Origin of the sequence: Sphingomonas sp. CARO-RG-8B-R24-01 (genome assembly GCF_022662295.1) — a bacterium.
Lineage (GTDB): Bacteria > Pseudomonadota > Alphaproteobacteria > Sphingomonadales > Sphingomonadaceae > Sphingomonas.
The window spans coordinates 161128-185974 of record NZ_JAKNQI010000002.1 but is presented as its reverse complement, the minus strand read 5'-3'; the positions used below and the strand labels follow the sequence as shown (position 1 = coordinate 185974).

Here is a 24847-nt window from a genome sequence, read left to right as displayed (position 1 = left end):
CAAGTGTCGCAGATAATGACGCCAAGGTCCCTGTGTCGCAATTTCCCGGGGTGGTGTCTGCGACACCCTATGCGACACCAAAAAGTGCAGTTTTCTGCGGTGTTGGGGGTGGTGCTGTCCCACCTGTCGCAGCTGTCGCTAGTGTCGCAAACTGGATGGACGGTATCGAAAAAATGCGCCGCGCCCGTCCGGCACCACCTCTCGTGCACGGCGTCTGGAAAATGATCATTCAGGACGCACTCTCGTTCGTCCGTCTGTGGGCCGACGACGCTATCGCAGCTGGGTGGAGCACGCTCGACGTGTTTGGGACCAATCCCAACCCCCGAGCACGCCGCATCGACCGTCTGGGTCTGGTCATGATGCTCGATGGGCGCCCAATCCAGTCGATCGAGCGCGGCAGCGCGCTGATCGGGCGGCACCCGAACGCAACAACCTTCCACCGGATCCTGCGCGGAACCGGTGCGATCGCAGCATGGGATTTGGTGGATTTGCTCGGCGCCGAAAATGGGGTGGGCGACGGGGTGGTATGGGGGGAGCGCGCTTGCAGCGCTACCCCCATCACCGCCCCCCTGTCAAGCGAAGGGGTATGTTGATGAGTGCGCGTTTTCAAATCTTCGGAGTGCCCGTGGTTGGCATGGAATTATGGCAGGACGACCAGCGTTTCATCGCCACCGCTGTCGAGCCGTATCAACGCCGTGACGGCGGGCAGTCGTTCCTTGTGACGTGGGGCACCAACTGCCCTGACTGCGGCGCCGAGTTTCAGTCCGGCACCGGGACCGGCGGCGCACCGCCCCGGCGGCGGTGCCCAGGCTGCCGCCTGCCACCGGCAAGACAGCGCCCCATAAGCGGCAACAAGCGAACCGCTATCCGAATCGAGATCCGATATCCCACTACGGCTGAAGGCAAGGAATGACGATGGAACGGAATAGCTTGTCTGGGTGGTGCATCCTTCGCACGTCCGGCGGCCGCACCCTCGCGCTGGCAACATCGCTGGCTGCCGCCGGGTATGAGGTCTGGTCTCCCGTGCGGACAATCAAGCGGCCTCACGGCAAGCGCGACCTAAAGGGGCAGCGGACCACGGTAGAGATCAACCTGCCGATCCTGCCGACCTTCGTGTTTGCACGGGCGGCATGCCTGCCGTCACTGGCGCACATCGCTGGTGACCCGGCGTATCAGCACCCGCCGTTCTCCATCTTCTCCCATGCGGGTCGGATCCCGATTATCTGCGATGCCTCGGTTGCAGGGTTGCGCGAGGAGGAGCGAGCTGCCGCCGAGCTGATCGAGCAGCTGCGGGCCGCTGAGACCAGGGAGGAACAGCGGCGGATCAAGAGCGCTGCCATGAATACGAAGCGCGAGCGGGAGAAGGCGCTGCGGTCCGAACGACATGACTTCGCTATCGGGTCACTGGTTTCGGTCGATGATCAGCAATCTTTGCTCGGGATGGCAGGCGTGGTTGAGCAGAGCAACGGCGCCAGCGCTGTCGTCGCGTTTGGCGGGACGTTGATCATGACGATTGAGGCTTGGCGTTTGAAACCACATGCTGTAAGCGGAGCTTCTACAGCCAGCTGATTGGCACCTCGGCGCAGACTATATTGAGCGAAGCTCAATGGCACGCCATCCACGGAAGCCCGACCGCGCTTCCGTGCTTGTCCTACGGCATGGGCAAAACGAGTTTCCCTGATTGGCCTGGCTGACCGTTCCCTCCCTGGCGGTCAGCACGCCACCTCACCCCAGCACGCGACGCAAGACATAGGTCAATGCTTCGGCACCTGCGATCGGCTGTCCGGCGGTGAGGAAAGTTCGCATGTTCGCTGTCAACATAAGAGCGGACCTCAAGCCGCTGCACCGCGCCTTCGTCGATCTCAAAGCCAAGCAGGCGCCATTCGCGACTGCGCTCGCGCTCACGACCCTGGCTAAGGGGGTGCAGGCTGCCGAGGACGCCGAGATCGCGAAGACGTTCAGCAAGTCGACACCGTTCACGCGCAACGCGATCGCAATTGTGCCGGCTACCAAATCGAAGCCGGTCGCGATCGTCTTTCCCAAGGACGTACAGGCAGCATACCTTGCCCCCTACGTCGTTGGCGGCAACAGATCGCTCGGGTCAAAGCAGGGCATGCTGGTCCCGATTGGTGCCGCGACGAACCAATACGGCAACCTGACCAAAGGCCAGTTGGCGCGACTTAAGGGCAAGCCCAACGTCTTCGTCGGATCAGTGACGTTCCGCAAGAATGGCAAGACAGTGAATGGTGTGTGGCAACGATCAGCAGTGCCGCGAGGAAAGCGGCGCGACGGTGAGCGGGGCACGCGCGGCGACAGCCAAGGCAAGATCTATGGGGTGCGTACGACGCTGAAGCTGCTGATCGAGTTCAGTGACACGACGCAGGTCAAGAAGCATCTGGACTTCTACGGCCGCGCCAATGCGTACCTCAAGGCCAATGCGGCGCGCGAGTTTGGAGCGGCCATGCAGCGTGCGCTTGCCACCTCGCGATAGGAGCGACCATGCAGAACGTCAGCGCGAACGACTTCATGACCGGAAGCGCCAAGCGGGCGATCAACGGTGCGATGCCGCAGGCCCGCGACCAGGCCGCGCCCGCTGCCCGGCTCCCGGCCCCGGACCGTGCCGAGGGCGCCCCGGCCGCGCCCGAGGCCCTGCCCGCGCCCGCGCGGCCCGCCCCATAGGCTTTTGGGTCCTTCCCCCGCCCTTTTTGAAGCGTGGGTATTGCGCGCCCCGACGTTTCCGCCGCTGAAAGGGGGCAAAAGTTGTCCGCACCCAAATGTCCGCACGGCTGAGCGTCCGCGAGTTCGCCAAGCGGGCCGGATGCGATGAGAAACAGGTCCGCCGGGCGCTCGAAAAAGGGCTGATTTCCAAGGGTGACGACGGTTTGCTCGATGCCGAGCAGGTTGGCGGCGCATGGCGCAAACCGAACCGCCGCGGAGTGGAGAAGTTGTCCGCACAACCGGTGCGGACAACTGCAAATGTCCGCACTCCTCGTCGTCGTGCGGACAACTCGGCCGCTGCGCCAAATGTCCGCACCGACGAGACGCCGGAGGAAGCGGCGGAGCGCATCGTTGCCCAAGCCGGGCTGCTATCGCTGAAGGACGCGCTGGAGCTCAAAGAGAACTACCTCGCGCGGCACCAGCAGCTATCCTACGATCTGAAAGCCGGCACCGTTGTGCTGATCGAGGAGGTCACGAAGACGGTCGGCGCCGAATATGCAGGCGTGCGCAAGAAGCTCCTTGCGATCCCCGCAGAACGCGCACCGGCAGTGCATCGGCTCAAAACGGTTGCCGAGGTCGAGGCCCTGTTGCGGAGCGTGATCGTGGAAGCGCTGGAGGGTTTGACCCGCGATGGATCACCTTCCGCCTGAAACATCAGTTTATGCCGATGGCACATTCCGCCTCGCAGATGCACTTGCAGATACCCGGCGACGGAACCTTCAACCTCCCCCGGCCCTGACGCTCAGTCAATGGGCAGCCCGGTACGCCGTGCTCTCCGCCGAAACTTCGGCGCAAACAGGTCGCTTCCGGGCATACGCCTATCAGGTCGGCATGATGGATGCGGTCACCGATCCGTCTGTCACCCGCGTCACGATCATGAAGTCGGCGCGCGTCGGCTACACGAAGATCCTCGACCACGTGGTCGGGTACTATATCCACCAGGATCCGAGCGCGATGCTTGTGGTCCAGCCCCGCGTGGAGGATGCGGAGGACTATAGCTCGACCGAGATCGAGCCGATGCTGCGCGACACGCCCGTGCTCGCCGAGGCAGTGGGCGACCTGAAAGGCAAAGACGCCAAGCAGAAGCTGCTCAAGCGCGTCTTCCGTAACGGGTCGTCGATCAGCTTCGTGGGCGCGAACAGTCCCGGAGGCTTCCGACGCGTTACCGTGCGGGTCGTCATGTTCGACGAAGTCGACGGATACCCGGTCCTAGGCGCCGGGGACGATGGTGACCAGATTCGGCTCGGCGAGCGCCGCGCGCAGACGTTCTGGAATCGCAAGATCATTCTTGGCTCGACCCCGCTGATCAAGGGCGAAAGCCGGATCGAGAAATCCTACCTGCGCAGCGATCAGCGCAAGTTCTTCGTGCCCTGCCCGCAATGCGGCGAGCATCAGGTGCTCGAGTGGGGCGGCCCGATGATGCCGTACGGCATGAAATGGGACCGGGACGCAGAAGGCAACGGCCTACCTGAAACGGCCTATTACCTCTGCCGCAATGGCTGCATCATCCGCGACGTCGACAAGCCGGAGATGCTCGATCGCGGCGAGTGGCGCGCGTCGGCGCCCTTCACCGGACACGCTGGGTTTCATATCTGGACCGGCTACAGCCTTGATCCGAACGCCAGTTGGCCCGCCCTGGTCGCCGAGTGGCTGGAGGTTGCCCACGATCCGCTAGAGCGGAAGACGTTTTTCAACCTCGTGCTGGGCGAGCCGTACGAGGAGCGCGGCGAGCGCGCCCTTTCCGAAGACAAGCTGCTCGAGCGATGCGAGGTGTGGGCATCCGAAGTGCCGGACGGCGTCGCCGTCATCACTTTCGGCGCCGACGTGCAGCCGGATCGTGTCGAGATCGAGCATGTCGGCTGGGGTCGTAACGAGGAATCGTGGTCGATCGCCTACAAGGTGTTCCGCGGCGATCCGAATGAGCCCGAGTTTTGGAACGACATCGATGCCTACCTGAAGCGTGAATGGTTGCGGTCAGATGGTCGTCCCTTCGTCGTTGCCGGCGGCTGTATCGATACCGGCGGCGCGAACACTCAGGCCGTCTACAACTTCGTGAAGCCGCGGTTCCGACGAAATATCTGGGGCATCAAGGGCGCCTCGGAAATCGGCGGTGTCCGCAAGCCGATCTGGCCCCCTACGCTGCAGCTTGCGAAGACCCGGGGGAAATATACGCCGGTGCAGGTCGGCACTACCTCGGCGAAGGATAGCATCCGTTCGCGGCTCCATCAGGAAAAGCCGGGTTCGGGGTACATGCACTTCCCAGCCGATCGCGATCGCAATTATTTCGCGCAGCTGACCGCCGAGCGACTGGTTGACAAGAAGGGTCGCGGTCGGACGTACAAGGTTTGGGAATGCCCGAAGAACCGGGCAAACGAAGCACTCGACTGCCGCGTCTATGCCTTCGCAGCGTTGGTAGCTCTGCAGCAGGGCGGCCTCGCGCTGAACCGGACTGCCGACCAGGTTGGCGCCGCCTACACGATCGTCGAGGTCAGCGTACCTGCCGAACCCATCGTCACGGTCGACAACGACACCGGCGAGTCAATTTCAATCGTACCAGACGATCCTACCACGATGCTGGTGAAGGTCGGCGAAGCACCAAAGCCGGCTGGGCCGCGGCGATCCCTCGGGAGCGCTCTTGCAGCGAGGATGAAACGATGAGCGTGTTCGACGGCATGAGCCAGGCGCAGCTCCGCGCCGCATTAGCCAGCGCGCAGGCCGCGCTGATCGACCTACAGATGGGAAGATCGATCGTCTCGCTCAGTTATGCGCAAGGTGACGGCAGCAAATCCGTCACGCGCAAGATGGGAACGGTTGGCGAATGCACCGCGCTGATCCTCCAGTTGCAACGGGCCCTCGGGATTGGCCGGCCGCGCCGCAGTATAGGGTTCGTTTTCCGTTGAAGGGCCAGAACCCAGTTCGCATCCTCGATGCGCGTGGAAATCCCATGGTTCGCGCTACCCCGAGCCGGTCGGCGCTGACCGCGCGCGGCAACATCCCCTACGATGCGGCCGACCGCACCGGAGCCTATACGGCGGATTGGAACCCTTACCTCTACTCGCCCGATGGCGAGATGAACCCATGGCGCGACACGATCGTCGCGCGCATGCGCGACCTCGTTCGCAACGACGGTTGGGCCTCGGGCGCAATCACCCGCGTGCTCGACAATGCGGTAGGCGCGAACTTCCGGCCGATCGCCAAGCCCGATTGGCAGGCGCTCGCCTATTACACCGGTATCAAGGGCTTCGATGCCACCTGGGCCTATGAATACGCCAAGGCGATGGACGCCAGTTACCGGACGTTCTCGAGCAGCGACGGCCGGTGGTGCGATGCGCAGCGCCGGCTGACTATCCCGCAGATGATCCGCGTTGCTTTCCGGCATCGCTTGATTGACGGCGACAACCTGATCCAGCCCCAGTGGCGTCCCGAGCGATGTGCTCCCGGCCGCGCGCGGTACGCGACGGCAATGCAGCTGCTCGACCCCGACCGGCTGTCGAACCCGATGATGGGTTTCGACCAGCATAATATGCGCGGTGGCGTTGAGATTGATGAAGACGGGGTTGCCGTTGCCTATCACATTCGCGCCGCGCACCAAGGTGACTGGTTCTCAGCCGGGAAGAGCCTGCACTGGGATCGGATCGAGCGGGAGACGGAGTGGGGCCGACCCACTATGATCCACGATTACGACAGTGACCGCGCCGACCAGCACCGCGGCGGCGTCGGCATTCTTGGGCCCGTTGTCGGTCGCCTGAAGATGCTGTTCCGCGCTGATACAGCGGAGGTCGACTCTACCATTCTCAACTCGATCTTCGGTGCCTGGCTGGAAAGCCCGATGGACCCGGAGTTCGCCGAAGAGACGTTCAATACTGGCGATAAGATTGGCGCATTTCAGGAAGCGCGCGCGGACTACCACGCCGACACGCGGCTGCGCATTCCCGGCGTCGGCCCAAACCTGCCGCAGCTCTTTCCGACCGAAACGCTGAAGCAACTCGACACGAAGCGGCCGAGCAGCGGCTATCCGGTGTTTCAGAAGGCATTCCTTCGCAACATAGCGCAGGCGGCGGGCATGTCGGCGCAGCAGGTTTCGAACGATTGGTCGGACGTAAATTATTCGAGCGCGCGTGGCGCGATGCTCGAGTTCTGGAAGACGATGACACGTCGGCGAGATGATTTCGCCAGTGGCACCTGCCAGCCCATTTTCCGGTGCTTCGTCGAAGAAGCGCATGAGGTCGATGACGTTCCCCTCCCCTCTGGAGCGCCGGAGTTCTTCGAGTTCCCCGAGGCCTATGCGCGGGCGAAGTGGGTCGGCCCCGGCCGGGGCTGGATTGACCCCGTCGCCGAGGTGAAGGGCGCGATCCTCGGCATGGACTCGGCGTTGATGGATTTCGATGAGATCTGCGCCGAGCAGGGTGTGGACGGCGACGACATGATCCAGGCGCGCGCGCAGACGATCAAGCGCTTCAAGGACGCGGGCCTTCAGCCGCCAAGCTGGGCCGGCATGGGGCTCAACGATGTCCCGGCCAACCAGACGATCAAAGACCCGGAGGCGCAGTGATGCAGTTCGCCCATCTGGCCACCCGGCTGTTCAATACGCCGATCGCGATCCACCCGCGCAAGGCCGAGATTGCCATGGCAGGCTTGGCCGAGCGCCTCGGCATCACCAGCATCATTGGTACCGATGGCCGATCGATCAAACCCGGCGCATGGTTTGATGACGACGACGACTTCACCTCGGCCAAGCCGACGCGCTCAGATCCCGGCTATGACGTGTTCAACGGCGTGGCCGTTCTCCCCGTCACCGGCACGCTGGTGCACAAGCTTGGCAGCGTCCGCCCCTACTCGGGTATGACCGGTTACGACGGCATCCGTCAGGCATGGCTCACCGCGCAGGACGATCCCGAGGTAAAGGCTATTGCCGAGGTGTACGACAGCGGCGGCGGTGAGGTCGCGGGCTGCGCGGATCTGTTCGAAACGAAGCTCGCCATGCGCGGCAACAAGCCGTGCTGGGCGATCCTTCAGGAAAGCGCATATTCCGCCGCCTACTGGCTCGCCTCGGCCGCCGATCGCATCGTGGTGCCCCGCACGGGCGGCACCGGCTCGATCGGCATCATCTGCATGCACGTCGACATGTCGGACGCGCTCTCGAAAGCGGGCCTAAAGGTCACCTTTATCACCTCGGCCGGCGCCGATCGCAAGACGGACGGCCATTCCGAAATTCCGCTCAGCGCCGATGCTCTCTCCGCCATCCAGGTCGAGATCGACGCCATGGGCGACATCTTCCACGACTCGGTGGCGCGCGGGCGCGGCCTGAGCGCGGACGCGGTGCGCGATATGAAGGCGGGGACCTTCATGGGGCAGCCAAGCAACGGGCAACCCAGCGCAATCGATGTCGGCTTGGCCGATGCCGTCATGTCCCCCGAGCAGGCGTTTGCCGCGCTGCTCGCCGAAGTTGCCTGAACCAACCGGAGAACCCACCATGTCGATCAATCCGTTCGCCGGCCTCATGGCCGGCTTCCGTGGCGCGAGCGCCGAAGACGAGAAGAGCAAGGACGACGACGCTGCACGGACCGCCCAGCGCTCGGCCGAAGACCAGACGCGTGAGGAGGAGGATGCCCGTCGCGCGGAAGAGGACGATCGCCGCCAGCAAGAAGACGCTCGTCGCGCCGAGGAAGACGGCGGCTCGCCGGACGAAAAAGCGAAGGGCGAGGATGACGAGCAGGACCCCGAAGCCGACGCGAACGACGATGAAGCCGATGCCGAGGAAGGCATGGACGATAAGGAGTCGAAGGCGTTCCGTCGCGGCTTGGCTGCTGGTCGCGTCCGGGAGAACACGCGTGCCGGTCGCATCTTCCTTGCGGCCGCTGCGATCGGGCGGCCCGACCTCGCAGCGACGCTGGCGTTCACCACGCGTAACTCCAGCGGCGAGGCGAGCCGCATCATGAATGCGGCCGGCGCCGCGCCGCGCCCGCGCGGTCGTCTCGACACCCGCATGGGCAATCGGCCCGAGCCGCGTCCCGGCGCCGGCGCTGGCATCGGCACCGGTGGGGCTTCCAAGACCACCTTCGCCGACCGCGTTGCAGCAGCTGTGAAGAAGGCTGGCCGCTGACCTTCCCCTCATTCGGAGACCCCCGATGACTTTGACCCCGACCAACCAGACGAACAACCCGTTCCAGCCCGGCGTCTCGCAGGACGCATTCATTCCCGACCAGCTGATCGGCGGCGACCTGAAGGTTGTCACCCATGCCGGACGGACGATCACCGGCGGCGCCTTTCGGCGTGGCACCGTGCTCGGCAAGATCACGTCCGGTCCCAAGACCGGGGCATTCACGATCGCGGTATCGACCGCAACGGACGGCTCCCAGGTGCCAACCAACCTGCTCGTCGACGACGTCGACGCCAGCGCAGGCGATGCGATCGGCGGGATCTATGCGATGGGCGAGTTCAATGAACGCGCCGTAATCCTCGACGCGAGCATGTCGCTTGCAACCGCCAAGGCAGCGCTCGAGACGCAGAACATTTACCTGAAGTCGTCGATCTCGGCGGCAGACCCCTCCTAACCCGCAACGTCAATCTGCCCGCGAAGATGCGGGTGACGCCCGCGCCTGCGCGGGCTTTTCTCATGGAGCCCGCACATGGCCGACAATCTGACCTATACCACCGCAGAGATCGTCGCGGTTGTCCCGAACCTCAAGATCAGCCAGAACTTCTTGCTCGATCGCTTCTTCGGAAACATCGTCGAGTACGATACCGAGGAAGTCGCGATCGATATCGACGTCGGCCTACGCCGCATGTCGCCGTTCGTCAGCCCGCTTGTCGAGGGAAAGCTGGTCGAGCAGCGCAAGTTCGTGACGAATAAGTACAAGCCGCCCTACATCAAGGACAAGCGCGCACCGGATCTGCGCAAGCCGATCCGGCGCGCAATCGGCGAGCGGATCGGTGGCGGCGACTTCACCGCCGAAGAGCGGATGATGGTCAACCTTGAAGCCGAAATGGCCGATCAGGTCGACATGGTGAACCGCCGCCTCGAATGGATGGCAGCTTCTGCGCTGACGACTGGAACGGTCACGATCGCAGGCGACGGTTTCCAGACTGCGATCATCGATTTCGGTCGTTCCGCGATCCTGACGATTGGCCTCACAGGCAACAACAAGTGGGGCAAGACCGTCAACGGTCAGGGCCGCGATACAAACATCGTTGCCCAGATCGACGCGTTCGGCGCGCGCATCCTCAAGGCATCTGGTGCGGTGGCAACGGATATTGTCTTCACCAATTCGGCGTGGGCGCTCTTCTTGACCGCCGAGGGCGTGCAAGGTGCCATCCAGTACCCGACGCTGGCAGTCGACGGGAACAGCCTCAACCCCGGCTCGCAGATGAAGAAGGGTGCGATCTACAAGGGGAAGTGGGGCCAGTACGACCTGTGGCTTTATAACGACTGGTATATCGATTCGGCGGGCGTCGAGCAGCCCATGCTGGCCGATGGTACGATCATCATGTCGGGTCCGGACCTTATGGGGACGCGCGCCTTCGGGATGATCATCGATCCTCGATTTGCGTACAAGGCGATGGCCTACGCGCCGAAAACATGGATCCAGGAGGATCCGGCACAGCAGCTTCTCATGATGCAGTCGGCTCCGCTCGTAATCCCGAGCCGCGTGAACGCCTGCCTTGCAGCCGTCGTATGCGACCCGATCGCGCCGACGTTCTGACCTCAGCGCGGGCGTTCGCGCCCGTGCTTTCTTTCTCATAATCTCAGGAGCCTCACATGGCCGACGAAACCAACACCGCTGCCGTCAAGCCGGCAGTCAGCCGTACCCCTGCCACCCCCGGCAGCACCACGATCACCGCCAAGACCGACGATGCCGTCACTGCCAGCAAGGGCACGTATACTGTAGCGCCTGGCCGCACTGTCGATGGCAAGGCGCCGGGCAAGACCGTCGAGCTGGACGATGGGGACGCCAAGCGCATGCTTGAGCTTGGTTTCATTCTCGATACCGATGGCTCGATCGTCGTTCGTGCGGACGGTCCGGCCGTCAACGTGGAAGATGGCGTTCAGGTCAAGACGTCGGCCTGATCCATGGCGATCAGCTGGGATTCCGAATTGCTCGGGCCAGTTATGGCCGTATTCGGCGAGGGGTCGGGAGACGACCCCTCGTCATGGCCGACCTATACCAACTTCGAGACGGGTTACTCATTCCCGCTCCGCGATGCGGTATTCGATGAGGAATATGACGACGTCAAAATGCTCGATGGCATTGCGGAATCGTCGAAACGGCCTGTTCTCGGCGTGCGGCTCTCGCTGTTCGCCTATTACCCGAAGCAGAACGATGTCGTGGCAATCCCGAGCGTCAACGGATCCTATATCGTCATTGACGTAAAGACAGATGGCCACGGACATGCGCTGCTGATGCTGCAGGGGCCCCTCCAGTGACCACATCGCAGGATCTTCTCTGCCTGACCGTCGCCGCGCTGAAAGGCGACGAGGTCGTTGCACCTACCGACGCGCGAGACCGAGTTTTCTCTCCTGGCGATTGGCCCACACAGTCGGATCAATATCCGCTCTTGAAGGTCCGTTTGCTGAGCGAGACGAAGCAGTCGCTTGGGAAGGGCGGGATCATGTTCCGCGTGACCGCGACGATCCGTATCCTTGCGGAAGTCTCGGAGCCGGTGCAGTTCGAAAACGCCGGCGCTACCGCCGCGGAGATCGCCATTTGGCGGCTTGTCCGCCAGTGCGAGTGCGGGGTTATCAACAGCTATCCGCTGACCGGCCTGCTCCAAGAGTTTCCGTCCATTCGCACCGAACTGGCATCAAGCTCTGAATCGGCGACGCACCTCGCGGGCGCGCAGATCGATATCGACATGGAGTTCATCCAGGACGCGAACGACTTCGCCCCCCTGCCCGTCTCCGATCTGACCGAGATCGAGTTCGATGACACGGCGCACCCCGGCGCCGGCCTTACCGTCCCCCTTTCGCAATAGGAGCCGAGCATGCTCGTAGATCCCTCCCCGGACGCGCTTGTTCGCGATCCGACATCTGGTCGCGCCATCGAGGCGGGGACCGAGATCGACCCCAACGACCCCTATTGGGCGCGCCTCATGACCGACGGTGATCTTGTCGCTTCGCCTGAGCGTGCGGCAGCGCGTACGTCGGCGCGCGGGAGCGCATCCACCTCCAGTGACGAGGGCTCGAACTGATGACCATTTCCTTCAAGCAGATCCCTTCGGGGCTTCGGCTGCCCGGCTTCTATGCCGAGCTCGACGCAAGCCAAGCGAACACCGCATCCGGAACGCAGCGGGCGCTTATCATCGGGCAGATCACCGGAGCCGCGACGCTCGCGCCGAACGTCCCCGTTCTGAGCACCAGCGCGAGCGAAGCGCGTGTTGCCGGCGGCGCCGGTTCGGTGCTGGCGGCCATGGTTGCCGCATACCGTGCGAACGACGCCTTCGGCGAAGTCTGGTACCTGCCGGTCTCTGACGACCCTGCTGCGATTGCGGCAACGGGATCGTTCACCTTTTCCGGGCCGTCGACCGCTGCCGGCGTTCTGAACCTGTATATTGCGGGACAGGTCGTCGCGGTCGCCGTCACCGCAGGCATGTCCGCCGCGCAGCTGGCGACCGCAGCGATCGGCGCGATCGGCGCGGCGGTCGATCTTCCCGTCACCGCGGTGGTTGACGGGGCTGTAGCGGCGAAGGTCAATCTGACCGCCAAGAATAAGGGTGCGGTCGGCAACGACATCGATCTGCGCATCAACTTCCTGGGGACGGCAGGCGGGCAGGTGCTACCGGCGGGAACGGGCGTGACCGTAGCGCCCATGGGCGGCGGCGCGACCAACCCGACGCTGACGACGGCGCTGGCAGCCCTCGGCACATTGCCATTCGACTTCATTGTCAGCCCGTTCACCGATGCCGCATCGATCGCTGCGGTTTCGGGTCTGCTGTCCGATGCAACTGGGCGCTGGTCGTGGCAAACCGAGATCTTCGGCCATTGCTTCATCGCGAAGCGCGGGACGCAAGGTGCTCTTGCCACCTTTGGGACCGGCCTCAACGACCAGCACCTCAGCTGCATGGGGTTCAACGACAGCCCGACGCCCAACTACGTGTGGGCGGCGGCCGTGGCGGGCGCTGTCGCTCCCAGCGTGCGTACCGATCCGGCTACGCCGTTGCAGACGCTGACCGTCGCCGGCGTGCTTGCCCCCCCGGTGCAGTCCCGCTTCCTGCCGAGCCAGCGCAACACGCTGCTGTATGACGGCATCTCGACCTTCCGGACCGACCCAGCTGGCGCGGTCCAGATCGAGAACCTGATCACGACCTATCAGGCGAACGCGCAGGGTCAGGCCGACAATGCCTACCTCGAGGCGGAGACGATGTTCAGCCTCATGGCGGTGCTGCGATCGTTCGCCGGCCTATTCTCGTCGAAGTTCGCGCGCGTCAAGCTCGGGACGGATGGAGTTCGCTACCCGGCTGGCTCGAACGTGGTGACGCCTTCGACGATCGCGGCGGAGATGGTCGCCCTGTACCGATCGCTCGAAGATGCCGGGCTGGTGCAGAACTCGAATGCGTTCGCCGCAGGACTGAGCGTCACGAAGAATGCGCAGAACGCGGGCCGGGTCGACACCCTCGCCCCGATCACGCTGATCGGTCAGCTGCGCACCGTCGCCATGCAACTCCAGTTCAAGCTCTCGTAAGGGGACCGCAAGATGGTGACCACACCGAACCTGCTCGCCGGGACGTGCTACCTCACGCTCGATGGCAAAAGCGTCTCGCTTGTAGGCGAGTTCGCCTACCGGCCGACCCAGACCACGAACGAGACCCTGAAGGGTATGGACGGGATCCACGGATTCAAATCGTCGCCGGAGGCCGGCATGATCAAGGGCAAGCTCCGCGATACCGGGGCGATCTCGATCCAGGACCTGGGCAACGCCGTGAACATCACGGTCGTGGCCGTGCTTGCCAACGGCAAGACGATCGTCGGCCGCAATATGTGGCGCGTCGGCGAGCCGCTCGAAGCGGATGCCGACGATGCAACGGTCTCGGTCCAGTGGGAGAGCGCCGATGTCCGTGAAAGCTGATCAGGTCGAGAACCTCGACGAAGAACTCGTCATCGTCTTCAAGAAGCCGATCGACGGCCCCGGCGGTCCCTATTCGCAGATCACAATCCGCGAGCCCACCGCGGACGAGATCGAGCTTTGGGACAAGCTCTCAGGGGTCGAGGCGGACAAGAAGGCGATTTCGGTCGTCGCCGGCATTCCCCCGGCCGTCGCCGGCAAGATCCCTGCCCGAGACTTCTATCGTGCAGCCCGGAGAATCGGCGCTTTTTTGTCCTGAGACCGGTCGGCTGGCAGGGTGCGCTTGACGCGCTCGCCCAGCGCTACGGCAAAATGCCGGATGAGATCGCGACCAGGCCATGGTCGACCCTCGTGAAATGGCTCGAATGGGCCGACATGCTTGAGCATAGCGAGGGCGAACGATGAGCCAAGCCAAGTTCGCTGTGGCGATCACCGCCGACGACAAGACGGCAAAGGGTGTATCGAGCGCTGAAAAGCGCATCGGGGCGATCCCGAAGCACGTGTCGTCCGTCAACCGGAGCCAGGCGCGGCAGGCGCAGGAAAGCATTGCGCGCAGTTCGCGCGGGATGCTGCGCACCCTCGGTTCGGTGGAGCAGGCGAGCGCGCGCGTGTTCGGCGGCCGATCGGTGACGTCCGGCTTCACGACGCGGCTGGGCGCGCTGCGCGACGCGGCGTCCGCTACCGGTACGGGGCTGGGCGAGGCAGCAGCTGCTGGCGGTGCGCTGGAAGGGTCGCTGGTTGGCGTCGGCGTCGTCGCGGGTGCCACGGTGGGTGTTCTGGCGGCAGCAGGATACGCCGCGTTCAAGCTCGCCGACGGCTGGGCCAAGGGTGCCGCAAGCATTGGCCGGACCGCGGACATCATCGGCGTTGCGACCAAGGACATGCAGGAGTTTGCCGCGGCGTCCGAGCGCATGGGCGTTGACAAGGGCACTGCGACCGGCGGCCTTGGCGGCCTCTCCCAGACGCTGAACGATGCGCGCTACGGCCGCAACCGCGATGCCTTGGCAGTTCTCGGCAAGCTCGGCGTCAAGCTGCAGCTCAACGATGGTGGAACGGTCGACGTCGGCAAGATGCTCCCAGCGATTGCCGACGCGGTGGCAGCTCAGAATAGTTCGGGACGCCGCACCGCGACGCGCGCACTTGGCATGCCCGAAGCGTTGATTCCGGTTCTGTCGCAAGGCGCCAAAGCCCTGTCGGCAGATATGACCGATGCCGGCAACACGGCATACATCGCGACGCCGGGCGATATCGCCCGTGGCCAGCGCATCCAGCGCAAAGGTTCCATGGTCGGGCAGCTTGCAGATCGAGCCATGGCAATCGCAGGCAGTGGGGCAGCCGATCTAGCCGAACCCGGTTACGATGCGGTGTTGTCCGGCGGTCGGCAGATCCTGAGCGGGGCCACGACGTTCGGCGGGGTGGTGAAGAACACGTTCGCGCCGGCTGCCGCAGCAATTGAGCGAGGTGGGCGGTTCATCGAGCGCGCCGCGGCTGGTCTCACTTCGGCGGCAGTACACGCCGCCCAAGCAACGCAGCAGCGGTTCGGCGTCCCGAGCTCAATTACGCTCGGTCAGTACGGCGTCGAAAGCGGTTACGGCCGGCATATGCCACGAGGCAGCAACAACCCGTTCGGAATCAAAGCCCGTTCTGGCGAGCCATTCGTCATGGCGCGAACACAGGAACAGGATCGCTGGGGCAGAAGCTATTCGACCATGGCGAAGTTCCGAAAATTCGGGTCGCTTGAAGAAGCATTTTCCGCCCACGCGCAGCTATTGCAGGGCAAGCGGTACGCCGGCGCGCGACGCGCGCTTCCCAGCGTCGACGGCTATGCCGATGCCCTTACCGGCGTCTACGCAACCGACCGGCACTACGGCAGCAAGCTGAAGTCTATCATCCACCGCAATGACCTGACGAAATACGACCATCCCGCCAGCAGCGAGATACCTGTGAAGGTGGAGGTGGAAATGAAGGGCCAATGGCCGTCGGGCATGAAAGCCAAGGCGACGGCAGGCCGCGGGAAGCGGCCAGCTATCAGCCACGCATTCGTCGGTTAACTCAGAAGGGGATCGCGATGACTATCTTCGCCAATAACCTTCTACCGGCATCTTTCCGCGGCGTGCCCTTTGCCGTTCTGGATATGTCGACCCAAACCGGTCGCCGGATCGCGCTGCACCAGTATCCCGGTCGGGACGAGCCGTGGGCGGAGGATATGGGCCGGGATGCTAGGCGCATCCGGTTCCGCGGCTTCATCGTCGAGAATGACCCCGTCTATCTCGGCGGCCCGATCGAGCTTCAGCGGCTGGCCCTGCTCGCGACGGCTGAGGCGGCGGGACCGGGCATGCTCACGCACCCGACGCTCGGGCTGCTCAAAGTTGCCTGCGAATCGATCAGTCTCGGCGAGGCTTTGGACGGTGCGACATACAGCTCGGTCGAGTTCAGTTTTGTCGAAGCCGGCGCGCAGAGCTTTCCCAGCCTCTTCCTGTCCTCGCTCGGGCTATCGGCTGAGGTCGTAACCGGTCTGACGGTTGCCGCTGATGCGGTCCGCGTTCTCGCCCTGGCCGGCAACGGCGCTGCCGGCAGCGCGAGTGGAAGCCTCCCGACAGTCTCTGGTCTGTGGACAGGCCAGATCACGGCAGCGGGCAATGATGCCACGGCCCTGTCACGCCTCACCGCGTCGCTTCCGGGCAACCTCGGCCGGTACAGCCGGGGCGCCACCAGCGGCTACCTTGCCGCGCTCAACTCGGGATCGAGCGACACCCTGCCCCAGCTTGTATCGCTTGCGGCAGCACAGCGCGCGGCGATCGCCGCAGCGGTCAATAACGTCAGCACCATCGTGGTCGGCTTGACCGTAGATACCGACGAGACCGACTATGCCGTTGCGGCAGCGGCCCTCGTTGCCTCGCTTGCCGCAGCCTGCGCCGATCCTGCGGACGCGCTCCGCTTGATCGCGCAGCTGCTCGCGTTCTATCCTGCGGGGCAGGATGCGGCATCACCTGTCGGCGTTGCAGTGACCGGTCTTTACCAGCGCCTCCTTGCGCTCGAGATGGTGCGCGCGGCGGCGGCATATCAGCCGTCGAGCTACGAGGATGCGTTCGCGCAACTCGTCCGTGTCACCGGTGTGCTTGACCAGGCGATCACCCGGGCAGGCAACGCTGGGCAGGATGTGCTATTCTCGGCGCTTCGTGGCCTGCGCGCGTCCTTTGTCGCCGACATGCGCGCCCGCGGCGCGACCTTGGCGCATGTGCGGACGTTCACCTTCGCCCGTCCGCTTCCGGCGGTAACGATCGCGCAGCGCCTGTATCGCGATGCGAGCCGGGCCGATGAAGTTATTGGCGAAGCGGGCGCGGCCTGCATCAGTCCGCTCTTCATGCCGACCACGCTACAGGCGCTGGCTTCGTGACCGAAGAACTGCGCTTGAGCGCGCGCGGGCGCCAGATCAGCGGCTGGACCGATATCGCGGTGACGTTGAAATGCGATGGGTTCCCCGGAAGTTTCGAGATCGGCATGACATGGCGCGATCCGCTGACCAAGGGGGCCGTGATCGCCACAGCGGGTGACCCGTGCGAAGTCTATCTCGGCGACGACCTGGTCATCAGTGGTTTTATCGATGAGGAAATGCCCGGCGGTGACGGCAACAGTCGAGCGCTGACCCTGACCGGTCGGGGGAAGTGCCAGGATCTCGTCGACTGCTCTGCGGAATGGCCGACCAACCAGCTGCTGAACGGCGACGCGTTGAGCATCTCCAAGAAGCTCGCCTCGGCGTATGGCATCGAAGTGATCCTCGCCAACGGCGCCAGCGCCGGGCCGCAGGTACCGCAGTGGGCACTGAACTATACCGAGACACCGGCGGCGATCATCCAGCGGCTGGCCCAAAACGCCGGGCTGCTTGCTTATGAGGATTCGGCCGGACGGTTGCTCCTGGCCAACGTAGGGGCGGCCCAAGCCGCCAGCGGCGTTCAATACGGCCCCGATGGCAATGTCGAGCGCTGGGCGTGGGTCTATTCGATGCACGAGCGCTATTCCGACGTCGTATGCGCTCGGCTTGGAACATCGTCGCTGGGGGACCTGGCTGGCAGTGATTTCTTCCACACCGAAACGGATCCGAATGTCCCGCGGCACCGCCAACTCGACATCGTGCTTGCCGAGGTTGCCGAGCCAGCTGAAGAGTTCACGATCCGCCGGGCTAAGTGGGAGGTCGCGCGCCGGGCCGGCCGTTCAACGGTGGCGCGAGTGACAATCGACAGCTGGCGGGATAGCGCCAACCGGTTGTGGTTGCCGAATACGCTCGTTCCGGTCGATCTACCCGACCAGCATGTCAGCGGCCCATTGTTGCTCTCGGAAGTCACATTCCGGCGCGGTGGCGACGGCACGCACGCCGACCTCACGCTGATGCCGAAGGATGCCTTCGCAATCGAGCCGATCAACCTGCTTCCGTCCAACACGGCTGACATCACGAGCCCTTCCCTACCATGATGGACCGGATCCTGAACTTCATCGGGATTGGCCGCGCTTCGCTGGTGGACGATAGCCAGGACGTGCAAACGGTTCAGCTGACGGAAGGCGCCGCGGGGAATGGATCTGCCCCCCGCGTGACCGATGGCGTGCAGCGGGTCACCGAGTTCGGCTTTACCTCGGTGCCGCCAGACGGCACCGAAGTGATTGTGATCCGTCGCAACGGCGATCGCGGCAACAGCATCGCGATCGCGACATCGCACCGTGCCTCGCGCCCGCGCGATCTCGCGAAGGGAGACGTAGCGATCTACGATAGCCGGGGCCGCATCATCAAGCTGACGGCCGATGGCATCGAGATCCATGCAGCCGGCAGCACGGTGAAGGTGACGGACGCCGCCAAGGTTCGTTGCGAGTGCGACGTGGAAACGACCGGCGACATTGTCAGTCGCGCAGACGGCCAGCGGGTCAGTCTCAACGCCCTCCACGACGCGTACAATCTGCACGACCATCCGCCCATTGCCGGCTCGACAAGCTGGGGCACCGGCCCACCCGATCGGAAGGTCTGACCCATGGCCGATATCACGACGATTTGGGACACGGCGAATAGCCGAGGCGATTGGGCAGTGCCGGCGGCGGGCTTCGCGTTCGCGGTGGACGCGCTCGGCAAGCCAGTCATCGGGCCCGACGGGTTCGCAGTGCCGACAGCACGAGTAGGCGCCCAACCTGGCGCCGGATTGGTCTCGGGTCGCGATATCGAGACGGCAGTGCTGATCAGCGTATTCACCGACGCTGCGGCCGGACCGGACGATGCCATTCCAGACGGATCGAACGATCCGCGCGGATGGTGGGGTGACCCGTCCATGGGATCGAAGGTCTGGCTGCTGCAACGTGCCAAGCGGACCACCGGGACCCTGCAATTGGCCAAGGCATATCTGCGGGATGCGCTCGCCTGGCTGATCGCCGACCAGGTGGCCGCTTCCGTCGATATTTCTGCGGAATGGCAGGGCACGCGCCTGGCCTGCGCGATCGCCGTAACTCGCCCGAGCGGTGACGCCGTCACGGTCGCCTTCGAATACGCTTGGAAGGATCTCTGAATTGACCTTCGCCCGCGAAACTCTCGACGAACTTCGCCAGCAAACGCAGGCCGATATTCAATCGGCGCTGCCGAGCGCAGATGCCCTGCTGCGATATTCCAATCTGGCGATCATCGCCGCGGTGGTGGCTGCGGCGACCAACGGCCACTACGGGTACCTCGACTATATCGCGCTGCAGGCAACGCCGTTCACGGCGACCAATGAGACGCTCGAGGGATGGGCCGCTTTCAAGAGCGTCACGCGCAAGCCCGCGACGGTTGCGATCGGATCGCTAGCCTTCACTGGTAACGCGGGGACCGTCATTCCCGCCGGAACGTCCGTCCTGCGCAATGACGGCTTTGCCTATGCGACATCCGCCGATGTCAGCCTGGGCAACGGGGTCGCTGTCCCGGTCGCCGCGATCACCGCGGGCGTGGCAGGGAATTGCGATGCTGGCACGGCGTTCACGCTGTCCTCAGGCATTTCCGGCGTTGGTGCCGTTGGGCAAGCTATCGGCCCCATCACCGGCGGCGCGGACGTCGAGAAAGACGATTCGCTCCGCAGTCGTATGCTGCTCGCCTTCGCCAACCCGCCCCAAGGTGGATCGAAGAACGACTACCGGCGCTGGGCGCTTGCGGTCCCAGGCGTCACGCGGTGCTGGCCAGTTCCCAACGGCATGGGCCCGTCGACCGTCGTGCTCTATTTCATGATGGACGTCGCCCAGGCCGCGCATGGCGGGTTCCCGCAAGGGACCAACGGCGTTGCAGCCGGCGAAGCACGTGACACCGCGGCGACCGGGGATCAGCTCGCGCTTGCGAACGCGATCTTCGCCGTCCAGCCCGTCACGCCGGTCGTCTATGCGGTCGCATTGCAGCCGAACGTCCTCGGGTTTGCGATCGCGGGCATTCCAAGCGCCTCCCCATCGGTCAAAGCGGCGATCACGGCCGCGATCGACAACGCACTGCTTCTGAACGGCGAGCCGGGGGGGACGACCGACGTGTCGGCGATCGAGAGCGCCATCGCCGCAGTCAACGGTTCGGCTGGGTTCGTCATCACGGCGATCACCGCAAGCGCGGGAAGCGTATCCCTCGGGCCGGCCGGAAACATCATCTCGACGCAAGGCCATATCCCGCAGCGCGGTTCGATCACGTGGCTGTGACCGCCCGCTTCTCTGCCGACGACTATGCGGGCGCGGCGCGGGCATTGATGCCGCGCGGGGCAGTATGGGCGGACGATCCGACTTCGGTGCAAAGCACCATGATCGGTGCGCTTTCCAAGTCCCTGTGGCGCAGCGATGCCGCAGCGGTCCAACTTCTGCAGGATGCCTTCCCCGCGACCACTGACGCGCTGCTCGGCGAGTGGGAAGCAACACTCGGGCTGCCGGATCCGGTTATTGGCCCTGGTGCAACGCCTGACCAGCGCCGGGCGCAGGTGATCGCGAAGCTGATCGGCGCGGGCGGCCAATCTCGACAACGCTTCGTTGATTTCGCCGCGACCCTGGGGTTCACGGTCACGATCCGCAACTACGGACCGATGCGGTCCGGGCACGTCAATGTCGGTGACGCCGTCTACGGCGCTATCTGGGCCGATGCCTGGGGCGTCCACATCGTGACCAACACCGGCGGCCTTCCAGCGGCCACGCTCAAGGCTGAGCTCGACGCGATCAAGCCGGCCGAGACGACCGTCCTTCTCATCTGAGGAATAGCCATGCAGCGAATTGATGGGCCGACGGCAGCGCCGTCACTGCCAGCACCGTCGGCGCTTGTCGGCACGCCGGGCTACTTTACCGGTGGCGATCCAGCGATTCCGACTCCGCCCACCATCATCACGCCGGACTGGTTCAACATGATCCAGGAGGAACTCGTGGCGATCGTCGTCGCGGCTGGGATTTCCCCGTCAAAGTCGGATCGTGCCCAGGTGCTGGCGGCCGTCCGTTCACTGATCGCTTCGGGCGGGATCAGCTTTGCGAGCGATGCCGAGGCGATCGCAGGGGTGCTGACAGGCAAGGCGCTCTCCCCCCATAGCGGGGCTGCCCTGGTCGCGGCGCAGATCAACGCGATCGTGAACGGCGCGCCGACCGCCCTCAACACGCTGAAGGAACTGGCCGACGCGATTGGTGACGATGCGAATTTCGCCGGCACGATGACGGCGGCGCTCAGCGCTCGCATGCTTACGTCCTGGACCCTCACCGCCGCAGGCCTCGCGACGGGTGGCGGGACCGGTGAGGCCTCGCGCACCGTCACCGTGCCCAAAGCCACGGCGGCGCAGGTCGCCGCGGGCACAGACGATGCCAGTGCCGTCACGCCGCTCGCGCTCGCGCAAGGGCGGGGGCTCGAGCAGTATGGCTCGCTCAGCGGACCGCTGTCGCCAGGGGTCTATACCTGCACGTTCCCGGCGCCGTTCCCGAATGCGTGCAAGAACGTCCAGCTGACCGGCATCAACGTCTCGGGCACATCCGCCCTCGATACGTGGCCGCAGTTGCAGACCCGGTTCCCCGGCGGATTCACCTTCGTTGTCCAGACCTCCCAGACCGGCGGCGTGACCGCTCTGGACGGCGTGGATTGGACGGCGAAGGGGAACTGACCCGATGGCACTTTCCATCAACAGTCAGTTCGCATCGTTCGGCGCAGATGGCACGCCGGAGCTTGTGTCTCTGCATGATCTGAAGCAGGCGGCCGGCGTGCCGGGCGTTGAAAATGCCGTGGCCGACAATGCTGCGGCTGCAGCGGCGGCGCTTGCCGAAACGAAGGCGGCGCTACAGGACGCGATCGCTACCGCTCGAGCACAGCTCGACCTCATCAGCGGCCATTTCATTCCGACGATCAATGCGGCCGTCGCCGATGCGGGCACGAACATTGCTGCCGCCAAGCAATCTGCTGACGATGGGATATTGGCCGCCAACACCAAAATCGACACCATTGCGATCGAGCTTACGCAAGCTGGTGCGCAACAGGCCAGCGCTACGACCGCGCTGGCGATCAGCACCGGAAGCCCGACCGACTTTACCGCGCGCGGCTTGTTCTACGCGGAAAATGCCTGGCAGCCGCAAAACGCGCAGCTGCCGGACCGGCTCTTCGTCCCCGATGGGTTGGGCAGCTATCACTATCTCAACAACTCGAGCGGGGGGAACTATTCGGTTGCCCTTCGCAGCCCACTGCGGTTCGCAGGGAGAACCTATCGATATCAGGCCCTGCTCCGCGCCGTTGGCGCCGACGGCTCCTATTCGCCTGATTTCGAGTGGTCCAACAACCAGACCGGTGCGGAAGGTGGCACATACACCGGCAGCTTCACCCCGCTTCCGGTCAGTGCAGGCTGGGTAACGGTCGACTATGTGATCGATGGCACGAGCGTCCCTTACGTCTGGCTGAACCCGCATCTAAGGGGCGCTATCGGCGTCGGCGGAAAGATCGAGATCGCGTATTTCCGATGCGTCGATGTCACGACCACGCAATCCATCGCCGCCATCAACACGCTGATCACGTCGGAACAAACGGTCCGCCAAAATGCCGATGTGGCGTTGGGCCAGCGGATTGATAGCGTTGCGGCATCGGGTGGCTACAACGACACCGACGTCTATGCCGAGGTGCACCGGGTCGACCAGGCCGCGATCGACCGTGATGCCGCGATCGGGCAGAGCATCGCGAGCGTCACCTCGGGTTATCAGAACGCCAACACGACCACCAACGCCCGGATCGATCAGGTCGCGACAACTGCTTCGACCGCGCAAAAGTCGGTTTCCGATCTGTCGACCAGCGTCGATACGCGTTTCCAGAGCACCAACCTGACGCTGACCAACTACGATCAGCGCATAACAAGCCTCTCCACTGCCCAGCAAGGATATGCCGGGCAGGTCAGCAGCTTGCAGGCAACCGTCGGTCCGGCCGACGGAAGTAAGCCGTCCCTGATGGCGCGCGTTCAATCGAACGAAGATGCGCTCGTCAATCTGCCCAACCAGTATGCCGCCACGTCGCGCACCGCAGCGCTTGAGGCCCAGGTCAACGGCACCGATGCGAGCAACCTGCTCGCCCGTGCGAATACCTCTGCGGCTGCGATCGCCGATAGCAAAGTTGGCGCCATCACCCAGAGCGTCTCGACGCTTCAGAGCCAGTATAATGGGATATCGGCGACAATTACGCAGCAGGCCGGCACAATCGCCGGTGTAGACGGTCGCACTGCCGTATATTTCTCGGTCACCGGGACCACACCGGACGGCAGCACACAGATCCAGCTTTCGAAATCGGATGGATCGGTTGGACAGTTTTATGTCGGCGCCAACATGATCGTCGACGGAAATCTGCTGGTCAATGGCACTATTAACACGGTCAAGATCAGCCCGAACGCGATCACGCAATGGGCCAATATAAGTGGCGGGACCGCAGTCGTCGCGGCTGATGGGGGTCCCGTTGACAGTGGGTCAGTATCGCTGACGACCCAAGGTAATCTGGTGAAAATAGATGTGAGTTTCGATGCCGTCATAACGACCGGCACAGGGGCGTCATTCTCGTACCAGATATATCGCGATGGAGCCGCCATAACACGCGCGTTCAATGTTCTGACGACAACTGTATCTGGCTACCAAAATATGTTCGTCACAACTGAAATTCCCGCTGCTGGAAGCCACTACTACCAGATTATTTTTAGTCGAAAGACCGGTGGCTCTTCGGAGCTTCACATCAGTAATGCGAGCATATTTGTTCAGGAGTTCAAGCGATGACCGAATACTACGTCGTCTATGACACCACGACGGGTGAAGTCCGGCTGCGCGGATCGGGCTCGACCGGCGCCGCGGCCAACCAGGCGGTTCCGTCCGGTGCCGCGGTGCTGCAAGTTCCGTTCGAAGCGCTGTCCGGTGCAGACCTCAATCTGGAGCCCATCCGGGAGGGTCTGATCGGCATGGTCAACAACGATGCCGGGCAGTTCCGGCTGCGCTTCATCACCGACGTCGCCGGTCAGCAGGCAACGTATCTGTCGAAAGAGGAAGAGGCCAAAGCCTGGACCCCGCAGGCGAACCTTTCCGACTTCCCCTTCCTCGCGGCCGAGGCGGAATACACCGGCATGGCGATCGCCGACATCGTCACGCTCGTGCTGGCGACTGCGGCCGCATGGCGGGGGCTCGCCGCGAAGATCGAGGGCCGACGCCGCGGGGCGATGGTCGAGCTCGCGGCTGCGGCGAACGTTGCCGCTCTGGTGCGCGCGGCGACGGTCGATTGGGCCTCACTCGTCGCGCCTGCCGCGCAATGACCCCGCCCGACGGCATAGGTCAGCGCATCAGCAAATGGATCATCCAGCTTCTGATCGCGATCGACCAGGTCGCCTATGTCGTGCTGGCCGGGCCGTATTATCTGCTCGTCGGCGGGATCTGCCCATCGGCTGATGAAACGATCAGTTCGCGCGTTGGCCGCGCGGCGATGGCCGGCTCGTGGTGGGGCAAACCCTGCGCGTGGGCGATCGACCACCTGTTCATGCTGCTCGGATCGAAGCCCGGCCACTGCGCCCGCGCGATCGAGACCGCCTTCCTCGGCATGGCGCCAAAATAAGCGGAGATCG

At 64.1% G+C, this 24847-nt stretch carries 30 protein-coding genes; all 30 read left to right on the top strand.

What is annotated here, in order from left to right; genetic code table 11:
- Positions 1 to 155 precede the first annotated feature (155 nt).
- The 30 genes from L8G49_RS05580 to L8G49_RS05435 all read left to right on the top strand — a co-directional run bounded on the left by L8G49_RS05580 (position 156) and on the right by L8G49_RS05435 (position 24837).
- Positions 156 to 593: a hypothetical protein gene (locus L8G49_RS05580; protein ID WP_242183116.1), complete on the top strand. Its 438-nt coding sequence runs from the start codon at positions 156 to 158 to the stop codon at positions 591 to 593.
- 322 nt (positions 594 to 915) lie between these two features.
- A complete protein-coding gene (locus L8G49_RS05575) occupies positions 916 to 1569 on the top strand; it encodes a hypothetical protein (RefSeq protein WP_242183114.1) in 654 nt (217 codons plus the stop codon).
- A gap of 235 nt (positions 1570 to 1804) precedes the next feature.
- Entirely contained in the window at positions 1805 to 2491 is a 687-nt protein-coding gene (locus tag L8G49_RS05570) for a hypothetical protein (protein ID WP_242183112.1), read from the top strand.
- Positions 2492 to 2499: 8 nt separating this feature from the next.
- Complete coding sequence (locus L8G49_RS05565) at positions 2500 to 2679, top strand: hypothetical protein (RefSeq protein ID WP_242183110.1); 180 nt, start codon at positions 2500 to 2502, stop codon at positions 2677 to 2679.
- 95 nt (positions 2680 to 2774) lie between these two features.
- Positions 2775 to 3368, top strand: a complete 594-nt coding sequence (locus L8G49_RS05560; RefSeq protein WP_242183108.1) for a hypothetical protein — start codon at positions 2775 to 2777, stop codon at positions 3366 to 3368.
- Positions 3349 to 5376: a phage terminase large subunit family protein gene (locus tag L8G49_RS05555; RefSeq protein WP_242183106.1), complete on the top strand. Its 2028-nt coding sequence runs from the start codon at positions 3349 to 3351 to the stop codon at positions 5374 to 5376. The genes L8G49_RS05560 and L8G49_RS05555 overlap by 20 nt, the downstream gene beginning before the upstream one ends.
- Complete coding sequence (gene gpW, locus L8G49_RS05550; protein WP_242183104.1) at positions 5373 to 5618, top strand: gpW family head-tail joining protein; 246 nt, start codon at positions 5373 to 5375, stop codon at positions 5616 to 5618. Before L8G49_RS05555 ends, gpW begins: the two co-directional genes overlap by 4 nt.
- Positions 5615 to 7270 (top strand): phage portal protein, encoded by a 1656-nt coding sequence (locus L8G49_RS05545; protein ID WP_242183103.1) that lies wholly within the window; start codon positions 5615 to 5617, stop codon positions 7268 to 7270. The genes gpW and L8G49_RS05545 overlap by 4 nt, the downstream gene beginning before the upstream one ends.
- The gene (locus tag L8G49_RS05540) at positions 7270 to 8172 is read left to right on the top strand and encodes a S49 family peptidase (RefSeq protein WP_242183101.1); all 903 of its coding nucleotides are present in this window, start codon (positions 7270 to 7272) and stop codon (positions 8170 to 8172) included. The genes L8G49_RS05545 and L8G49_RS05540 overlap by 1 nt, the downstream gene beginning before the upstream one ends.
- Before the next feature lie 19 nt (positions 8173 to 8191).
- A complete protein-coding gene (locus L8G49_RS05535; protein ID WP_242183099.1) occupies positions 8192 to 8821 on the top strand; it encodes a hypothetical protein in 630 nt (209 codons plus the stop codon).
- Between the two features lie 25 nt (positions 8822 to 8846).
- Positions 8847 to 9272, top strand: a complete 426-nt coding sequence (locus L8G49_RS05530; protein WP_242183097.1) for a head decoration protein — start codon at positions 8847 to 8849, stop codon at positions 9270 to 9272.
- A 75-nt stretch (positions 9273 to 9347) separates the two neighbouring features.
- Positions 9348 to 10421, top strand: a complete 1074-nt coding sequence (locus L8G49_RS05525; RefSeq protein ID WP_242183095.1) for a major capsid protein — start codon at positions 9348 to 9350, stop codon at positions 10419 to 10421.
- Positions 10422 to 10477: 56 nt separating this feature from the next.
- Positions 10478 to 10786 (top strand): hypothetical protein, encoded by a 309-nt coding sequence (locus L8G49_RS05520; RefSeq protein ID WP_242183094.1) that lies wholly within the window; start codon positions 10478 to 10480, stop codon positions 10784 to 10786.
- A gap of 3 nt (positions 10787 to 10789) precedes the next feature.
- On the top strand, positions 10790 to 11143 hold the full coding sequence (locus tag L8G49_RS05515; RefSeq protein WP_242183092.1) for a hypothetical protein: 354 nt from the start codon (positions 10790 to 10792) through the stop codon (positions 11141 to 11143).
- Entirely contained in the window at positions 11140 to 11691 is a 552-nt protein-coding gene (locus L8G49_RS05510) for a hypothetical protein (RefSeq protein WP_242183090.1), read from the top strand. Before L8G49_RS05515 ends, L8G49_RS05510 begins: the two co-directional genes overlap by 4 nt.
- Before the next feature lie 9 nt (positions 11692 to 11700).
- Positions 11701 to 11907: a DUF2635 domain-containing protein gene (locus tag L8G49_RS05505; RefSeq protein ID WP_242183088.1), complete on the top strand. Its 207-nt coding sequence runs from the start codon at positions 11701 to 11703 to the stop codon at positions 11905 to 11907.
- Entirely contained in the window at positions 11907 to 13397 is a 1491-nt protein-coding gene (locus tag L8G49_RS05500) for a phage tail sheath subtilisin-like domain-containing protein (protein ID WP_242183086.1), read from the top strand. The genes L8G49_RS05505 and L8G49_RS05500 overlap by 1 nt, the downstream gene beginning before the upstream one ends.
- Positions 13398 to 13409: 12 nt before the next feature.
- Complete coding sequence (locus L8G49_RS05495; protein ID WP_242183084.1) at positions 13410 to 13781, top strand: phage tail tube protein; 372 nt, start codon at positions 13410 to 13412, stop codon at positions 13779 to 13781.
- Complete coding sequence (locus L8G49_RS05490) at positions 13765 to 14037, top strand: phage tail assembly protein (RefSeq protein ID WP_242183082.1); 273 nt, start codon at positions 13765 to 13767, stop codon at positions 14035 to 14037. The genes L8G49_RS05495 and L8G49_RS05490 overlap by 17 nt, the downstream gene beginning before the upstream one ends.
- Before the next feature lie 142 nt (positions 14038 to 14179).
- Complete coding sequence (locus tag L8G49_RS05485) at positions 14180 to 15829, top strand: glucosaminidase domain-containing protein (protein WP_242183080.1); 1650 nt, start codon at positions 14180 to 14182, stop codon at positions 15827 to 15829.
- Positions 15751 to 17175 (top strand): DNA circularization N-terminal domain-containing protein, encoded by a 1425-nt coding sequence (locus tag L8G49_RS05480; RefSeq protein WP_347272041.1) that lies wholly within the window; start codon positions 15751 to 15753, stop codon positions 17173 to 17175. Before L8G49_RS05485 ends, L8G49_RS05480 begins: the two co-directional genes overlap by 79 nt.
- Positions 17172 to 18248: a phage baseplate assembly protein gene (locus L8G49_RS05475; RefSeq protein ID WP_242183076.1), complete on the top strand. Its 1077-nt coding sequence runs from the start codon at positions 17172 to 17174 to the stop codon at positions 18246 to 18248. The genes L8G49_RS05480 and L8G49_RS05475 overlap by 4 nt, the downstream gene beginning before the upstream one ends.
- Complete coding sequence (locus L8G49_RS05470) at positions 18245 to 18793, top strand: phage baseplate assembly protein (protein ID WP_242183075.1); 549 nt, start codon at positions 18245 to 18247, stop codon at positions 18791 to 18793. Before L8G49_RS05475 ends, L8G49_RS05470 begins: the two co-directional genes overlap by 4 nt.
- A gap of 3 nt (positions 18794 to 18796) precedes the next feature.
- Positions 18797 to 19321 carry a phage GP46 family protein gene (locus tag L8G49_RS05465; RefSeq protein WP_242183073.1) on the top strand — a complete coding sequence of 175 codons (525 nt, stop codon included), beginning with the start codon at positions 18797 to 18799 and terminating at the stop codon, positions 19319 to 19321.
- 1 nt (position 19322) lies between these two features.
- The gene (locus tag L8G49_RS05460; RefSeq protein ID WP_242183072.1) at positions 19323 to 20459 is read left to right on the top strand and encodes a baseplate J/gp47 family protein; all 1137 of its coding nucleotides are present in this window, start codon (positions 19323 to 19325) and stop codon (positions 20457 to 20459) included.
- On the top strand, positions 20456 to 20998 hold the full coding sequence (locus tag L8G49_RS05455; protein WP_242183071.1) for a putative phage tail protein: 543 nt from the start codon (positions 20456 to 20458) through the stop codon (positions 20996 to 20998). The genes L8G49_RS05460 and L8G49_RS05455 overlap by 4 nt, the downstream gene beginning before the upstream one ends.
- A 9-nt stretch (positions 20999 to 21007) precedes the next feature.
- A complete protein-coding gene (locus L8G49_RS05450) occupies positions 21008 to 21883 on the top strand; it encodes a hypothetical protein (protein ID WP_242183069.1) in 876 nt (291 codons plus the stop codon).
- 4 nt (positions 21884 to 21887) lie between these two features.
- The gene (locus L8G49_RS05445) at positions 21888 to 24014 is read left to right on the top strand and encodes a hypothetical protein (protein WP_242183068.1); all 2127 of its coding nucleotides are present in this window, start codon (positions 21888 to 21890) and stop codon (positions 24012 to 24014) included.
- Complete coding sequence (locus tag L8G49_RS05440) at positions 24011 to 24541, top strand: hypothetical protein (RefSeq protein ID WP_242183066.1); 531 nt, start codon at positions 24011 to 24013, stop codon at positions 24539 to 24541. Before L8G49_RS05445 ends, L8G49_RS05440 begins: the two co-directional genes overlap by 4 nt.
- On the top strand, positions 24538 to 24837 hold the full coding sequence (locus tag L8G49_RS05435) for a hypothetical protein (RefSeq protein WP_242183064.1): 300 nt from the start codon (positions 24538 to 24540) through the stop codon (positions 24835 to 24837). Before L8G49_RS05440 ends, L8G49_RS05435 begins: the two co-directional genes overlap by 4 nt.
- Positions 24838 to 24847: the final 10 nt, after the last annotated feature.

What these genes read in the sequence shown, in the direction of transcription:
- L8G49_RS05445 (WP_242183068.1), top strand. Translation starts at nt 21,888, where the DNA reads ATGGCACTTTCCATCAACAGTCAGTTCGCATCGTTCGGCGCAGATGGC.
- L8G49_RS05520 (WP_242183094.1), top strand. Translation starts at nt 10,478, where the DNA reads ATGGCCGACGAAACCAACACCGCTGCCGTCAAGCCGGCAGTCAGCCGT.
- L8G49_RS05485 (WP_242183080.1), top strand. Translation starts at nt 14,180, where the DNA reads ATGAGCCAAGCCAAGTTCGCTGTGGCGATCACCGCCGACGACAAGACG.
- L8G49_RS05570 (WP_242183112.1), top strand. Translation starts at nt 1,805, where the DNA reads ATGTTCGCTGTCAACATAAGAGCGGACCTCAAGCCGCTGCACCGCGCC.
- L8G49_RS05490 (WP_242183082.1), top strand. Translation starts at nt 13,765, where the DNA reads ATGTCCGTGAAAGCTGATCAGGTCGAGAACCTCGACGAAGAACTCGTC.
- L8G49_RS05535 (WP_242183099.1), top strand. Translation starts at nt 8,192, where the DNA reads ATGTCGATCAATCCGTTCGCCGGCCTCATGGCCGGCTTCCGTGGCGCG.
- L8G49_RS05580 (WP_242183116.1), top strand. Translation starts at nt 156, where the DNA reads ATGGACGGTATCGAAAAAATGCGCCGCGCCCGTCCGGCACCACCTCTC.
- L8G49_RS05525 (WP_242183095.1), top strand. Translation starts at nt 9,348, where the DNA reads ATGGCCGACAATCTGACCTATACCACCGCAGAGATCGTCGCGGTTGTC.
- L8G49_RS05495 (WP_242183084.1), top strand. Translation starts at nt 13,410, where the DNA reads ATGGTGACCACACCGAACCTGCTCGCCGGGACGTGCTACCTCACGCTC.
- L8G49_RS05555 (WP_242183106.1), top strand. Translation starts at nt 3,349, where the DNA reads ATGGATCACCTTCCGCCTGAAACATCAGTTTATGCCGATGGCACATTC.
- L8G49_RS05435 (WP_242183064.1), top strand. Translation starts at nt 24,538, where the DNA reads ATGACCCCGCCCGACGGCATAGGTCAGCGCATCAGCAAATGGATCATC.
- L8G49_RS05440 (WP_242183066.1), top strand. Translation starts at nt 24,011, where the DNA reads ATGACCGAATACTACGTCGTCTATGACACCACGACGGGTGAAGTCCGG.
- L8G49_RS05565 (WP_242183110.1), top strand. Translation starts at nt 2,500, where the DNA reads ATGCAGAACGTCAGCGCGAACGACTTCATGACCGGAAGCGCCAAGCGG.
- L8G49_RS05480 (WP_347272041.1), top strand. Translation starts at nt 15,751, where the DNA reads ATGGCCGTCGGGCATGAAAGCCAAGGCGACGGCAGGCCGCGGGAAGCG.
- gpW (WP_242183104.1), top strand. Translation starts at nt 5,373, where the DNA reads ATGAGCGTGTTCGACGGCATGAGCCAGGCGCAGCTCCGCGCCGCATTA.
- L8G49_RS05470 (WP_242183075.1), top strand. Translation starts at nt 18,245, where the DNA reads ATGATGGACCGGATCCTGAACTTCATCGGGATTGGCCGCGCTTCGCTG.
- L8G49_RS05560 (WP_242183108.1), top strand. Translation starts at nt 2,775, where the DNA reads ATGTCCGCACGGCTGAGCGTCCGCGAGTTCGCCAAGCGGGCCGGATGC.
- L8G49_RS05515 (WP_242183092.1), top strand. Translation starts at nt 10,790, where the DNA reads ATGGCGATCAGCTGGGATTCCGAATTGCTCGGGCCAGTTATGGCCGTA.
- L8G49_RS05500 (WP_242183086.1), top strand. Translation starts at nt 11,907, where the DNA reads ATGACCATTTCCTTCAAGCAGATCCCTTCGGGGCTTCGGCTGCCCGGC.
- L8G49_RS05575 (WP_242183114.1), top strand. Translation starts at nt 916, where the DNA reads ATGGAACGGAATAGCTTGTCTGGGTGGTGCATCCTTCGCACGTCCGGC.
- L8G49_RS05505 (WP_242183088.1), top strand. Translation starts at nt 11,701, where the DNA reads ATGCTCGTAGATCCCTCCCCGGACGCGCTTGTTCGCGATCCGACATCT.
- L8G49_RS05540 (WP_242183101.1), top strand. Translation starts at nt 7,270, where the DNA reads ATGCAGTTCGCCCATCTGGCCACCCGGCTGTTCAATACGCCGATCGCG.
- L8G49_RS05530 (WP_242183097.1), top strand. Translation starts at nt 8,847, where the DNA reads ATGACTTTGACCCCGACCAACCAGACGAACAACCCGTTCCAGCCCGGC.
- L8G49_RS05450 (WP_242183069.1), top strand. Translation starts at nt 21,008, where the DNA reads ATGCAGCGAATTGATGGGCCGACGGCAGCGCCGTCACTGCCAGCACCG.
- L8G49_RS05465 (WP_242183073.1), top strand. Translation starts at nt 18,797, where the DNA reads ATGGCCGATATCACGACGATTTGGGACACGGCGAATAGCCGAGGCGAT.